12 protein-coding genes are annotated in these 12,194 nt (G+C 68.1%); 5 read left to right on the plus strand and 7 right to left on the minus strand.

Annotated features, from left to right (window positions below; genetic code table 11):
* Positions 1-33: 33 nt before the first annotated feature.
* The 4 genes from CBM2594_RS01390 to CBM2594_RS01405 form a co-directional block, all read right to left on the minus strand.
* The gene (locus tag CBM2594_RS01390; protein ID WP_116355267.1) at positions 34-432 is read right to left on the minus strand and encodes a DUF350 domain-containing protein; all 399 of its coding nucleotides are present in this window, start codon (positions 430-432) and stop codon (positions 34-36) included.
* Between the two features lie 62 nt (positions 433-494).
* Positions 495-1,217, minus strand: coding sequence for a hypothetical protein (locus CBM2594_RS01395; RefSeq protein ID WP_116355268.1), 723 nt, complete (start codon positions 1,215-1,217; stop codon positions 495-497).
* A gap of 3 nt (positions 1,218-1,220) precedes the next feature.
* Positions 1,221-2,396 (minus strand): glutathionylspermidine synthase family protein, encoded by a 1,176-nt coding sequence (locus CBM2594_RS01400; protein ID WP_116355269.1) that lies wholly within the window; start codon positions 2,394-2,396, stop codon positions 1,221-1,223.
* On the minus strand, positions 2,396-3,790 hold the full coding sequence (locus CBM2594_RS01405; RefSeq protein WP_116355270.1) for a saccharopine dehydrogenase NADP-binding domain-containing protein: 1,395 nt from the start codon (positions 3,788-3,790) through the stop codon (positions 2,396-2,398). The genes CBM2594_RS01400 and CBM2594_RS01405 overlap by 1 nt, the downstream gene beginning before the upstream one ends.
* A gap of 295 nt (positions 3,791-4,085) precedes the next feature.
* Here CBM2594_RS01405 and CBM2594_RS01410 point away from each other — a divergent pair, with 295 nt between their 5' ends.
* Positions 4,086-4,409 (plus strand): nucleotide pyrophosphohydrolase, encoded by a 324-nt coding sequence (locus tag CBM2594_RS01410; protein ID WP_116355271.1) that lies wholly within the window; start codon positions 4,086-4,088, stop codon positions 4,407-4,409.
* Positions 4,410-4,440: 31 nt separating this feature from the next.
* Here CBM2594_RS01410 and CBM2594_RS01415 read toward each other — a convergent pair whose 3' ends face one another.
* The gene (locus CBM2594_RS01415; RefSeq protein WP_116355272.1) at positions 4,441-4,950 is read right to left on the minus strand and encodes a DUF2938 domain-containing protein; all 510 of its coding nucleotides are present in this window, start codon (positions 4,948-4,950) and stop codon (positions 4,441-4,443) included.
* The gene (locus tag CBM2594_RS01420) at positions 4,943-5,836 is read right to left on the minus strand and encodes a class I SAM-dependent methyltransferase (protein WP_116355273.1); all 894 of its coding nucleotides are present in this window, start codon (positions 5,834-5,836) and stop codon (positions 4,943-4,945) included. Before CBM2594_RS01420 ends, CBM2594_RS01415 begins: the two co-directional genes overlap by 8 nt.
* Before the next feature lie 65 nt (positions 5,837-5,901).
* Here CBM2594_RS01420 and CBM2594_RS01425 point away from each other — a divergent pair, with 65 nt between their 5' ends.
* Positions 5,902-6,345 (plus strand): helix-turn-helix domain-containing protein, encoded by a 444-nt coding sequence (locus CBM2594_RS01425; RefSeq protein ID WP_116355274.1) that lies wholly within the window; start codon positions 5,902-5,904, stop codon positions 6,343-6,345.
* Positions 6,346-6,357: 12 nt separating this feature from the next.
* On the opposite strand, the gene CBM2594_RS01430 is transcribed toward CBM2594_RS01425, so the two are convergent.
* Positions 6,358-8,157, minus strand: a complete 1,800-nt coding sequence (locus tag CBM2594_RS01430; protein WP_116355275.1) for a methyl-accepting chemotaxis protein — start codon at positions 8,155-8,157, stop codon at positions 6,358-6,360.
* A 299-nt stretch (positions 8,158-8,456) separates the two neighbouring features.
* On the opposite strand from CBM2594_RS01430, the gene CBM2594_RS01435 reads away from it, so the two are divergent.
* From CBM2594_RS01435 to dbpA, 3 genes are all read left to right on the plus strand, one after another.
* Complete coding sequence (locus CBM2594_RS01435; protein WP_116355276.1) at positions 8,457-9,662, plus strand: DUF4382 domain-containing protein; 1,206 nt, start codon at positions 8,457-8,459, stop codon at positions 9,660-9,662.
* Positions 9,663-9,801: 139 nt separating this feature from the next.
* Positions 9,802-10,710 carry a DUF72 domain-containing protein gene (locus tag CBM2594_RS01440; RefSeq protein ID WP_116355277.1) on the plus strand — a complete coding sequence of 303 codons (909 nt, stop codon included), beginning with the start codon at positions 9,802-9,804 and terminating at the stop codon, positions 10,708-10,710.
* A 33-nt stretch (positions 10,711-10,743) separates the two neighbouring features.
* Positions 10,744-12,153: an ATP-dependent RNA helicase DbpA gene (dbpA, locus tag CBM2594_RS01445; RefSeq protein WP_116355278.1), complete on the plus strand. Its 1,410-nt coding sequence runs from the start codon at positions 10,744-10,746 to the stop codon at positions 12,151-12,153.
* The last annotated feature ends 41 nt before the right edge of the window (positions 12,154-12,194 follow it).

Below are 12,194 nucleotides of genomic sequence, written 5' to 3' on the forward strand. Positions count from 1 at the left end.
GCAGTCCCCGCCCGGCGGGAGGTTCCCCCCATGTCACGTCAAACAAGCCGCATTCACCACCCCCACCGACAACGAAATCACCCCCATCACCGCCCCCACCCCCCGGTTATCCCTGGCAATCGCCTCACCCACACCCCCCAGCGCCCGCGCCGCCACCAGGTAGGCCAAAACCTGCACCGCAAACGCCCCAAACGCCCACAGCAAGAACATCGCAAACGTAGCGTTATGCTGAATGCTCGACGACAGCGTCAGCGAGAACCCCAGCACCGCCCCGCCCAGCGACAACGCCGCCGCGACGTTCCCCTGGCGAATCAGTGTGAATTCCCGATGCGGCGTGACCCGCGTATAGACCAGCAGGAACAATCCCAGCATGGCAAAGCTGGTGACGATATAGATCAGGTAGGCAAGCGCCGGGTGCATGGTGTTGACCATTGGATGGACTCGTTGTCAGTGTTCAGGGTTGTCAGGACGATATGGCGGCCGGCAGGCGGCGCTCAGCCGCCGCCGGAGCGCCCGGAGCTGCCGAAGCGGCTGGTGAAGCCGCCGCGCGATACCACCGGTGCGCGCGATACGGCTGCGGTGCGCATGGTCAGGCCCATGGAGCGTCCGCCGCTGAGCGAGCTGCGCCGCACGGTGGCTTCTTCGACCATGGCGGCGCGCGGGGTGGCGTTGGTGAAGGATTGCGTGGGCGTGCCGTTGCGGTCGTAGACCTGCATCGGGCGCAGCGGGCCGGATGACAGGTCACGCTGGGTCTGGGTGCCGTTGGGGTGGTAGACCGTGCCGCTGGCGGTGTAGTACGGGCCGTACCAACGGGCGTAGTACGCGCTGCTGCCGTGCGTGGTGCGCGAGCCTGAGGCTTCGCTGGCGGGGGCGTTGAGGCTGGAGCTGTAGAGGGTGTTGGGGTCGTCGATCGGCACGCTTTCGCAGTCGTTGGGCGTGTTCCAGTCGGCTTCGCAGTCCTCCAGCGTGGCGTAGCTGGCGCGGCGCACGGTGACGCCGGGATCGTCGTCGGCGTCGTCGCTGCAGGAGCCGAGCACGGCCACGCCGGCGACCACGGCGCAGGCGCCGACGATCCACAGCGCGGGCGACGTGCCCTGCTTTTTCTGTCCGGCCTGGTAGGCGGCGATGCGCGGCGACGGGCCGCCGGAGCCGCCCCTGCCGGGCTGGTACGGGCTGCCGTATTTGGAGCGCTTGGTGCCCTTCTTCTTGTTGGCCATGTCTTACGCGTGGGTGAAGTAATGGGGGACGAAGAAGCTGGTGTTCTTGGCGATGGGTCCGGATTCTTCGCGCACGCACAGGCCGCTGGGCACGTCGTCGACGATCCAGACGCCCAGCGTGGTGTAGCGGCCGTCAAAGCGCCGCGCCGGTTCGTAGGCCTGGTAGATGAAGCCTTCCTCGCCGTACTCGCCGGGGTTGTGGACGTGGTCGCCCTCGGGGGTGAGCAGCGTCACGCTTTCGCCTTCGCGCGACAGGAAGGGCTTCTTCGCGTGCGGACGGCCGGCGAAGGGGCCGGGGTCGAAGCTGGCTTCGATCAGGTTGGGGTGTCCCGGGAACAGCTGCCACAGGATCGGCAGGATGGCCTTGTTGGACAGCACCGCCTTCCACGGCGGCTCGACCCAGCGCACCGGGCTGTGTGCGAGCTGGCCGCGGTAGTCGGAGGTGGCCATCCATTCCCACGGGTAGAGCTTGAACACGACTTCCATCGGCACGTTGTCGGCATCGTAGAAGTTGCCGCGGCCGTCGCTGCCGATCTCCTGCAGGTCGACCAGCTTGACCGACCAGCCGGCCTGCAGCGCGGTGTCCATCAGGTACTCGGTGTTGCAGACGTCTTCCTGGCTGTCGAACATGCAGGCGAGGTGCAGCAGGCCGGCGTTGCGGTAGTGCTTGCGCAGCCATTGCCAGCGCGCCACCAGTGCTTCGTGCAGGCTGTTGAACTGGTCGGCATGCGGTTGCACGGCGTCTTTCCAGTACCACTGGGCCACGGCGGATTCGATCAGCGAGGTGGGCGTGTCGGCGTTGAACTCGTACAGCTTCGGCACGCCGTGCGGGTCCAGCGTCATGTCGAAGCGGCCGAACAGCGTGGGCTCGTCGCGGTCCCATGAGGCGCGGATCAGTTGCGCGAAATCCGCATCGATCGCCAGCCGCGCGAACAGGTCGTGGTCGATCACATGCTGCACGGCTTCCAGGCAGCGCTGGTTCAGGTCGTATGCGGCGGCGTAGAGCGTTTCCACCTCTTGCTTGCTGAAGGCGTAGGCGGCGTCTTCGCGCCAGTAGAAGAAGGTGTGGTCATCGACTTCGCGCGGAACGTTGAACTCGTCCAGCGAATGGAAGTGGAAGCCCACCTTCTCGAGTTCGCGCGGCCAGTTGCGGCGCGGGGTTTGCGGGATGCGTTGCATCAGCAGGCAAGGGTCAGGAGAGCGGGTTCGGGCCGGACCGTGGCGTGGTCCAGCAGGAAGTCGGTGAAGGCGAGCGAGGTGGCGCCGGGCCGCGGCAGCCAGTCGGTGAACTCGACGATGAGCGGTGCCCACCAGTGCGCGGCATCGGCCAGCACGGGACCGAAGTCGAGCGCATCGGATTCCACCACGCCGCGCGCAGGATTGGCCAGCATCCAGCGCATGCCGGCAACCAGGCTCGATGCCACCTGCAGGCTGGTGGCGGTGTTGTACGGTGCCAGCGAACGCGCGCGCTGCACCGACAGCCGCGATCCATGCCAGACCGCGCCGTGCCGGCGGCTCATCAGCAGCACGCCGAGTTCGTCTTCGCCGCACTGGATCTCGTCGCGCAGGATGCGTTCGCCGCGCACGCGCGGGGCGGCGCGGTCGTCCAGCCATTGCATCGAGGCCTGCGTGGCGGCGGTCGGGCGATAGGCGTAGTAGACGGTGGGGCGATACAGCGGCTGGCCGGCGCGGGTGTCGGTCAGGTACTCGGCGATCGAGATCGATTCGTTGTGGGTGATCAGGCAGGCGTCGAACGGGCCGTGCACCGGCGACCACGACCGCACGCGCGTGCGATGCCCCGGCCGGTCCAGTGCGATGGCCGCGCCGCTGCCGTAGCCGTGACGATAGCCATCGCGCGGCAGCGCCGGCTCATGGCTGCCCCAGCCGAGTTCGGCGTCCTGCAGGCATTCGGTGATAAAGCCCTCGGCCGACCACGTGTTGGCGAACTCGCCGTCGCGCGGATAGCCCGGGGCCTGCTGGCTGTCGTACTCGGCAACCTGGATCACGCGCACATCCAGCGCGCGCGCCAGCGCGGCCCATCCGGCGCGATCCCGCGGCTCAGGATGGTTCAAGCCCGCCTTGCCGGCCAGTGCCATCAGCGCGGCCTTGACCAGCACCGATACCAAGCCGGGATTAGCGCCATGCGCGACCAGCGCGGTCGGCAGCGTCTCGCGGCCGCGCGCGAAGGCCAGCATGTCATGGCGCAGCGCGTAGTTGCTCAGGTGCGACGCCTGCGGATCGGCGGCATAGTCCCAGGGCTCGATGCCAGCATCGACATAGAACGCGCCGCGCGCCTGCGCCAGTGCGATCAGGTCGCGGCTGCAGACCGATGGCGCCAGGTTCAGCAGGAAGGTGCCGGGCCGCAGCAGCGGGGCCAGCATGGATTCGTAATTGGCCTCGGTGATGGTGGCATGGATGGCGTGCAGCTTGTGGCGGGCGACCAGCTCCTGGCGCGTGTGGTCCAGCACGCGGTCCACCACGGTAATCGCTGCCTGCGGCCAGGTTCGCTCCAGCAGCGGCAGCACGGCCTGGCCGATGCAGCCAAAACCGGCGATGACGATTTGTTCGATCACGCAGACCCTTCCGCCCGTCCTGGCGAACCGCTGCACCGGCATCACGCCAGCAAGGTTTCGCCACGCATTGTTAATTCTGTTGAGATTCGACAAAAATGCAGGGCAATACTATAGCGGGTGGTCGCTGCTGCCAACAGCCCTCCCACGGCTTGGGCAGGCATTGGCAAGGGCGGTAGCTGTGCAAACAAAGGGTAAGCCTTGGGTGGCTTGTTTCGAGGGCGGACGCGCCGTGCTTAAATCTGTGTCTTGCCCCCCGCAAGATTAGCGCGTAGTGAAACGATATGGCCACACCATCATGCCCCTGATCGATATCAAGAACCTCCAGCAAGCCGCCTACGACTTCGGCGAAGCCCGCCACTGGGGCAAGTACCACAGCCCCAAGAACCTGGCGATGGCGCTCAGCGTCGAGGTCTCCGAACTGGTCGAAATCTTCCAGTGGCAGACCGAGGACGAATCGCGCGCCATCATGTCCACGCCCAAGCGCGAGCACGTTGAGCAGGAGCTGGCGGACATCACCATCTATCTGACCCAGTTGGTGACGGCACTCGGCGTGGACCTCGACGCCGCGGTGCGGGCGAAGATGGAAATCAATGCGAGGAAGTATCCGGTGCCGGAGTGAGTTGCGCAGGCGGATGCGCTCACGCCAAGGATCAACCCGGATAGGCGATCAGCCGCGCCACCCAACCCGCCGCATACAACCCCACCCCAAACACCGCATGCGTCACCACGCTATGCATCCGCGCCAGATTCGGCCGCGGCGTGCGGCTGGCAGCGATACCCGCGCCCATCGCGGGCTGCATCAGCAGGAAGGGCGCGGCGACGCTGCCGATGCCGACGATCAATGCCGGTGCCAGCGTCGGATGGCGCGCCCAATCGAGCCCCCATAACGCCAGCAAGATTCCCGCGAACGCGATGCCGGTCAGGTAATGCGCGATCCAGCCGATGGCCTGCTCGCCGCGCACCGGTGGCGTGGCGGCGATGGGCTGATGGCGGAAACGTCCGCGTGGCAGCCAGGCCAGCCAGCGGTCGACCAGGCCATAGTTCAGCGCGGGTACGCCGAGCAGCCGTTTGCGCAGGATGGTCCAGGCATCGATGGTCAGCGTGGCGCCGGTGCCGATCACGGTGGCATGGAACAGCATCGCGATGGCGTGATCAGGCATGGTTCGCGTCCTGGCCACTGGGCGAAGCGGCGGCGGTCGCGCGGGCGGTGATGGTCCAGCATGCCGCGGTGTAGCGCACGGTGTCGCCCTGCACGTAGGGCTCGAACGCGGCGCGCACGGTTGCGGCGACGCGTTCGCGCGTGGTGGCGTCGGCGCCTTGCAGCGCCAGCCCGACCGGGCCGAGCCGGGACAGGTAGCCAGCCAGGGCCCGCTCCGGCAGCGCGCAAGTCACGTCGGCCGGACGGACGTCGATATCGCCCCAGCCGCTCGCCTGCAGGATCGCCAGCACGCGCTCGCGCTCGCCGAAGGCAAACTGCCCGGGCGCGCCCGGCTGCCGCGGCGGCAGGTTGGGCAGCAGCGGCGCTGCGGCGCGTTCGGCGGTGGTCATGAAGGGGTTCTCGGCGGCGCTGCGCCAGGCGATGCAGTGCAGCGTGGCATCTGACGTCGCGGCCCAGCGCAGGTTGGCGAAGGCGCGTGCCGGGTCGCTGAAGAACATCACGCCCAGGCGCGACACGATCATGTCGAAGCTGGCCGGGGCGAAGGCGTGCTCCTGCGCGTCGGCGTGGATGAAGGTCGCGTCGATGCCATCGCGTTGGGCGCGAGAGCGCGCGGCCGCTAGCATCGGCTCGGAAATATCGATGCCGGTGCAGTGGCCTTCCGCACCCACGTGCCGCGCCAATGCCAGCGTGGTGCTGCCGGTGCCGCAGCCGACGTCGAGGATGCGTTGCGCCGCGGCGCGGCCGGCGGCTTCGACCAGCTGTGCTTCCAGCGGCCGGAACATGTCGTCCAGCACGCCTTGATGCTCGACCCACGCCTGGCCCGATGCGCCGTTCCACAGTGCCGCTTGCTCGCCGCCGTTGCCGCTGATTTGCCGTTGTTCACTCATGGTCGTATCCCCTTTGCCTGGCTGGAAGCTACACTGTGCCAGTTCAAGTCGACTTGAGGTCAAGCGTGCAAAGCCTGGAGATTGCGGAAGTGGCCCGGCAGGCCGGCGTGCCGGCCTCGACGCTGCGGTACTACGAGGAAAAGGGGCTGATCGTGCCGATCGGCAGGCGCGGCATGCGGCGGGTGTACGACGCCGGCGTGCTGGAGCGGCTGGCGCTGATCGCGCTGGGGCGGGCCGCCGGCTTCTCGCTGGATGATATTGCGGCGATGTTCTCGCCGCAGGGCCAGCCGCGCATCGACCGCCAGATGCTGGCCGCCAAGGCGGACGAGCTGGACCGGACCATCCGCAAGCTGACAGCGATGCGCGACGGATTGCGGCATGCGGCGGTGTGCCCGGCGCCCAGCCATATGGAATGCCCGACTTTCCGGCGCATCGTCCAGGCGGCGAGTACCGGGGCGATCGGCGGGCGGCGCGAGCGCGCGCCCGTGCCGCCGGCCAGGGCGCGATGACTGCCGGGGATCTCAGCCCAGCCTGAACTGCCCCACCGCCCCCGCCAGGCTGCCGGCCTGCGTCTGCAGCGCCGCCGCCGCCGCGGTTGACTGCTCCACCAGCGCCGCGTTCTGCTGCACCATCTGGTCGAGCTGGCTGACCGCCATATTCACCTCTTGAATGCCGCGGGTCTGTTCCATCGCTGCGTGAGTGATCTCGTTGATAATGCCGGTCACCTTGGAGACGTTGCTGACGATCTCGCCCATGGTGTCGCCGGCGCGGCGGACCTGCTCGGAGCCCGACTCGACGCTGCCCACGGTGGTCTCGATCAGGGTCTTGATCTCGCGCGCGGCCTGGGCGCTGCGCTGGGCCAGCGCGCGCACTTCACCGGCCACCACCGCGAAGCCCCGGCCCTGGTCGCCGGCGCGCGCGGCTTCGACGGCGGCGTTCAGCGCCAGGATGTTGGTCTGGAAGGCAATGCCCTCGATCACGCCGATGATGTCGGAGACCTTGACCGACGCGGTTTCGATCTGGCCCATGGTGCCGATCACTTCGCCGATCACCACGCCGCCGTCGGCGGCGACGCGCGAGGCGGCGGCGACGGAGTCGTTGGCGTGCTGCGCCGAGTTGGCCGACTGGCCGACGGTGGCGGTGATCTGTTCCATCGACGCGGCGGTCTGCTGCAGGCTGGCGGCGGCGGACTCGGTGCGGCGCGACAGGTCCGTGTTGCCCGCGGCGATTTCATCGGCGGCGGCGCGCACCGATTCGCTGGCGTCGCGGATCTGGCGCATGATCGTGCAGAGCTTGTCGGCGAAGGTCTTGAAGGCGCGCGCGATCTGCGCGACCTCGTCGTTGCCGTGCGCGGGCAGGCGCTGGGTCAGGTCGCCGTCGCCGGAGCCGATCGCGTCCATGGCGTCGCGCACGGTGGACAGGCCGCGCAGCGACAGCGTCGCCACGCCCCATACCACCGCGGCGGCCACGCCTGCAATCAGCACCAGCGCGATCACCGACGCAATCAGCACCGACCGCATGCCGGCGGTAGCCTCGGCCTTGTCCAGCGCGACGACGACCATCCAGTCGGTGCCGGGGATGGCGCGCGCGCCCAGCAGCTTGGCGCTGCCCTGCACGTCGACTTCCAGCGGAACCTTCGCGCCGGCCAGCGTGGCCAGCTTGTCGGCGCCGAGCGCGGGCACGAGCTCCGTCACCGGCTTGAGCGTGAGCTTGTCGTCGGTGTGGGCGACGATGTTGCCGTTGCTGGCGACCAGCATGCCGAAGCTGGCCGGCGAAGGGTGGATTGCCCTGACGTTGGCGATCACGCTGTCCATGGCGACATCGCCGGACACCACCGCTTGCACGGCGCCGTCGCGCACCACCGGCGCGGCGAATGCCACCACCAGCTTGCCGGTGCCGGCATCGACGTAAGGCGGCGTGACCACGGGTTTGCCGGCCGCGGCGGCCTGCTGGTACCACGGGCGGCCGGTGGGGTCGTAGCCGGGCGGGATGCCCTGCGGGTTGGAAAACTTCGCGGTCTTGTCGGCATAGCCGACGTAGACGTTGGTAAAGCCGCCGGCCTGCGCGATCTGCCTGAGCGCAGCATCGGGTTCGGGCTGCAGCACGGCTTCCTGCAGCGACTGGATCATCTGGCTGTGCGACGCCACCCAGTCGACGATGGCGCTGGCGTGCCCGCTCTGCACCGCGGCGAGGCTGCTGTCGATGGCGTCTTCGTTATAGCGGTTGGCAACGAACTGGTTCAGTGCCGTGTTGATGGCGAGCGCGGCGACGACGATGGCCACGCATAAGGCCACGATCCGCGCGCGGATGGTAGTGAACATCAAGGGAGATCCTTCGTAAGGAATCGTTGGGGGCGTTTGCAGGAACCTGCAGCGTGGGATTTCCACCCCGCTGTATACGGAGCGCGCCGGGCCGACTTGAGAAATGTGATGCAATCGCTTGCGATCACGGTGTTGACGAAACAATGCCGCGAGAATCGTTGCGATCGCTCAAGACATCCTGATCAGTCAAGCAGACAATGGCCCGGACTTTTTCACAACGTATTACAAAGATTTACACCGGTTATGCGAACCGCCACATATGCTGCGATCAACCCATGAACAATAAGCGGAGACCCATCGTGTCAGTCCTTTCCCATGCTTCTGCACCGTTGCGCCTGCTCGCGCTGAGCGGCGCCCTCGCGCTGGCCGCCTGCGGCGGAGGCGGCGGCGATGATGGCGATGCCGGGCGCGGCACGCTGCAGGTGTCGATGACCGACGCGCCGGCCTGCGGTTTCAGCAACGTCTTCGTGACCGTGAACAAGGTACGTGTGCACAGCAGCGCCAGCGCAGAGACCACCGCCGGCGGCTGGGTCGATATCGATGTCGTGCCCGCACGCAAGATCGACCTGCTGTCGCTGACCAACGGCGTGATGACGGTGCTGGGCCAGACCGCGCTGCCGGCCGGCAACTACCAGCAGGTGCGGCTGGTGCTGGATGCCAACCGCGGTGGCGGCGCCTCCGCGCTGGCGAATTCCGTGGTACCCATCGGCGGCGCCGAGCAGCCGCTCGATACACCCAGCGCGGTGCAGTCGGGCATCAAGATCAATCGGTCGTTTTCGGTGGCGCGCGGCACGCTGACCGACCTGGTGCTGGATTTCGACGCATGCAAGTCGGTGGTGACGCGCGGCAATGGCACCTTTGGCCTGAAGCCGGTGGTGACCGCGATCCCGATGACCGTCAGCGGCGAAGTGACCGGCGTGGTGGCCGCGGCCCCGGGGGCGCGCGTCTATGCCGAGCGCAATGGCGTGGTGGTGAAGTCGACCGTGGCGGATGCCAACGGCAGCTTCCGCCTGTCGCCGATCGAGCAAAGCAGCACCGCCGGCCCGGTCGACGTGGTGGTGGTGCCGGGCGCGGCCAACGCCAGGGCCGCGGGCATCGTGCGCGGCGTGCCGGTGGTGGTGGGCACGCCCACAGCGATCTCGACCGCCGCGGCGCCGATGACGCTGCCGGCATCGACCTATCGCCGTGTCTCGGGCGCGGTGGCGCCGGCGTCGGCCGAAGCCACGCTGCGTGCGCTGCAACTGGTCAGCGGCGGCACCTTTGAAATCGCCGCGACCGCGGCGGCCAGCGATACCGGCGCCTACAGCCTGTTTGCGACCGAACCCGCGCTGCCCGTGGCCGCGCCGGTGATCGGCACCTACCAGGCCGCGCTGCCGATCCCGTTGTCGCCGGACGGCGCAGCGGCAGGCAAGTACAGCATCCAGGCCACCAGCGCCAGCGGTGCCGTGCAGACGCAGCCCGCGGATGTCAGTATCGCGGACGCGCTGCTCAATTTCTCGTTCTGAACCGGGGGATCGGGGAGCGGGCCGGAAGGGGGCATCGCCCTCTTCCGGTTTTTTCATGGGCGATCGGCCTGGCCGCGTCGCCACCGCGTGGCGCGGTTTCCCGCTAGACTGCGAATCTCGCGTCTCGGGAGACCCCGTCATGCCAGCACGCACTGCGGCGAAGGCCGCATCCACACCTGCCGCAACCGCTGCGGCCGCGTCCAAAGCCCCATCGACCACGCCATCGCGCAAGCCCGCGGCAGGGCCGGTGCGCGTCGGTATCGGCGGCTGGAATTACGCGCCGTGGCGCGACAACTTCTATCCCGCCAAACTGCCGCAGTCGCGCGAACTGGCCTACGCCAGCCGGCACCTCAGCGCGATCGAGATCAACAGCACCTATCACGGCACGCAGAAGCGCAGCTCGTTCGCCAAGTGGCGCGACGAAACGCCCGACGACTTTGTCTTTGCGGTGAAGGCCTCGCGCTTTGCCACCAACCGGCGCGTGCTGGCCGAGTCCGGCGAGTCGATCGCGCGCTTTGTCGACAGCGGCATTGCCGAGCTGGGCCGCAAGCTCGGGCCGGTGGTATGGCAGTTCGCGCCGACCAAGCAGTTCGATGCGGAAGACTTCGAGGCCTTCCTGCAATTGCTGCCGCAATCGGTGGAGGGCGTGACACTGCGCCACGTGCTGGAGGTGCGCCACGACAGCTTCCAGTCGCCGGACTACCTGAAGCTCGCGCGCAAGTACAAGGCCGCGACCGTCTTTACCGATTCGCCCAAGTTTCCGTCGATGGCCGACCTGACCGGCGACTTCGTCTATGCCCGGCTGATGGCCAGCAGCGACAAGCTGAAGACCGGCTACGCGCCCAGGGCGCTCGATGCGTGGGCCGAGCGGGCGCGCACCTGGGCCGCCGGCAGCGTGCCCGGCGACCTGCCCGCGGTGGAAGATCGCAAGCCCGCCGCGCGCAAGCGCGAGGTCTTTGTCTTCTTCATCAACGGGGCCAAGGAACGCGCGCCCGCCGCGGCGCAGGCGCTGCTGGAGCGCCTGGGCTGGACACCGGCCGAGGCGTGACCGCCGACCGTCCCCGCATCGCTATAATCGCGCATGAACTCGACCCCCGCCCCGCCGCAAGCCGGCACTGCTTTCTCCACCCTGCCCTTGTCGCCCGCCATGCTCGCCACGCTGGCGCAGCTGGGCTATGACGAAATGACGCCGATCCAGGCGGCCAGCCTGCCGATCACATTGGCCGGCCAGGACCTGGTGGCGCAGGCCAAGACCGGCAGCGGCAAGACCGCGGCGTTCGGGCTGGCGCTGCTGCACCGGCTCGATCCGCGCCGCTTCGACGTGCAGGCGATGGTGCTGTGCCCCACGCGCGAGCTGGCCGACCAGGTGACCCAGGAAATCCGCCGCCTGGCGCGCGCCGAAGAAAACATCAAGGTGCTGACGCTGTGCGGCGGCGCGCCGATGCGCCCGCAGGTCGACAGCCTGATCCACGGCGCGCATATCGTGGTCGGCACCCCCGGGCGCATCCTGGACCACATCGACCGCGGCAGCCTGGATCTGTCAGGCATCAACACGCTGGTGCTGGACGAGGCCGACCGCATGCTCGACATGGGTTTCTTCGACGATATCGCCTATGTCGCCAGCCGTTGCCCGAAGGACCGCCAGACGCTGCTGTTTTCGGCGACCTACCCGCCCGGCATCGACAAGCTCAGCCACCGCTTCCTGCGCAATCCGCAGTCGCTGAAGCTGGAGGCGACGCACGACAACAGCACCATCCGGCAGCGCTTCTACGAAGTAGAGGAAAGCGAGCGCCTGAACGCGGTGGGGCGGCTGCTGGACCACTTCCGCCCGGCCAGCACGCTGGCCTTCTGCAATACCAAGGCGCGCTGCCGCGAGCTGGTGGAACTGCTGCGCGCGCAGGGTTACCAGGCGCTGGCGCTGCATGGCGAACTGGAGCAGCGCGAGCGCGACCAGGTGCTGGTGCAGTTTGCCAACCGCAGCTGCTCGGTGCTGGTGGCCACCGACGTGGCCGCGCGCGGGCTCGATATCGCCCAGCTCGAGGCGGTGATCAATGTCGAGATCACGCCCGACCCGGAAGTCCACGTACACCGCATCGGCCGCACCGGCCGCGCCGACCAGGAGGGCTGGGCCTTCAGCCTGGTCAGCATGGACGAGATGGGACGCGTGGGCAACCTGGAGCAGCACCACGGCGGCGAGTTCGAATGGCACCCGCTGGCCGAGCTGACGCCAGCCAGCACCGAGCGCCTGCTGCCGCCGATGGTGACGCTGCAGATGCTGGGCGGCCGCAAGGAAAAGATCCGCCCCGGCGATATCCTGGGCGCGCTGACCGGCGAGGCCGGCTTCGCCAAGGAGCAGATCGGCAAGATCAACGTGCTGGAAATGTCGACCTATATCGCGGTGGAACGCAGCATCGGGCGCGAGGCGGTGAAGCGGCTCAACGCCGGCAAGGTCAAGGGCAAGAAGGTGAAGGTGCGGATGTTGACAGAGTGAGCGCGGACGTCAATCACGCCACTGGTTTTCTCCCCTCTCCC

This window comes from Cupriavidus taiwanensis (assembly GCF_900249755.1).
Lineage (GTDB): Bacteria > Pseudomonadota > Gammaproteobacteria > Burkholderiales > Burkholderiaceae > Cupriavidus > Cupriavidus taiwanensis_D.

What these genes read in the sequence shown, in the direction of transcription:
- CBM2594_RS01390 (WP_116355267.1), bottom strand. Translation starts at nt 432, where the DNA reads ATGGTCAACACCATGCACCCGGCGCTTGCCTACCTGATCTATATCGTC.
- CBM2594_RS01395 (WP_116355268.1), bottom strand. Translation starts at nt 1,217, where the DNA reads ATGGCCAACAAGAAGAAGGGCACCAAGCGCTCCAAATACGGCAGCCCG.
- CBM2594_RS01400 (WP_116355269.1), bottom strand. Translation starts at nt 2,396, where the DNA reads ATGCAACGCATCCCGCAAACCCCGCGCCGCAACTGGCCGCGCGAACTC.
- CBM2594_RS01410 (WP_116355271.1), top strand. Translation starts at nt 4,086, where the DNA reads ATGCCCCTGATCGATATCAAGAACCTCCAGCAAGCCGCCTACGACTTC.
- CBM2594_RS01415 (WP_116355272.1), bottom strand. Translation starts at nt 4,950, where the DNA reads ATGCCTGATCACGCCATCGCGATGCTGTTCCATGCCACCGTGATCGGC.
- CBM2594_RS01420 (WP_116355273.1), bottom strand. Translation starts at nt 5,836, where the DNA reads ATGAGTGAACAACGGCAAATCAGCGGCAACGGCGGCGAGCAAGCGGCA.
- CBM2594_RS01430 (WP_116355275.1), bottom strand. Translation starts at nt 8,157, where the DNA reads ATGTTCACTACCATCCGCGCGCGGATCGTGGCCTTATGCGTGGCCATC.
- CBM2594_RS01440 (WP_116355277.1), top strand. Translation starts at nt 9,802, where the DNA reads ATGCCAGCACGCACTGCGGCGAAGGCCGCATCCACACCTGCCGCAACC.
- dbpA (WP_116355278.1), top strand. Translation starts at nt 10,744, where the DNA reads ATGAACTCGACCCCCGCCCCGCCGCAAGCCGGCACTGCTTTCTCCACC.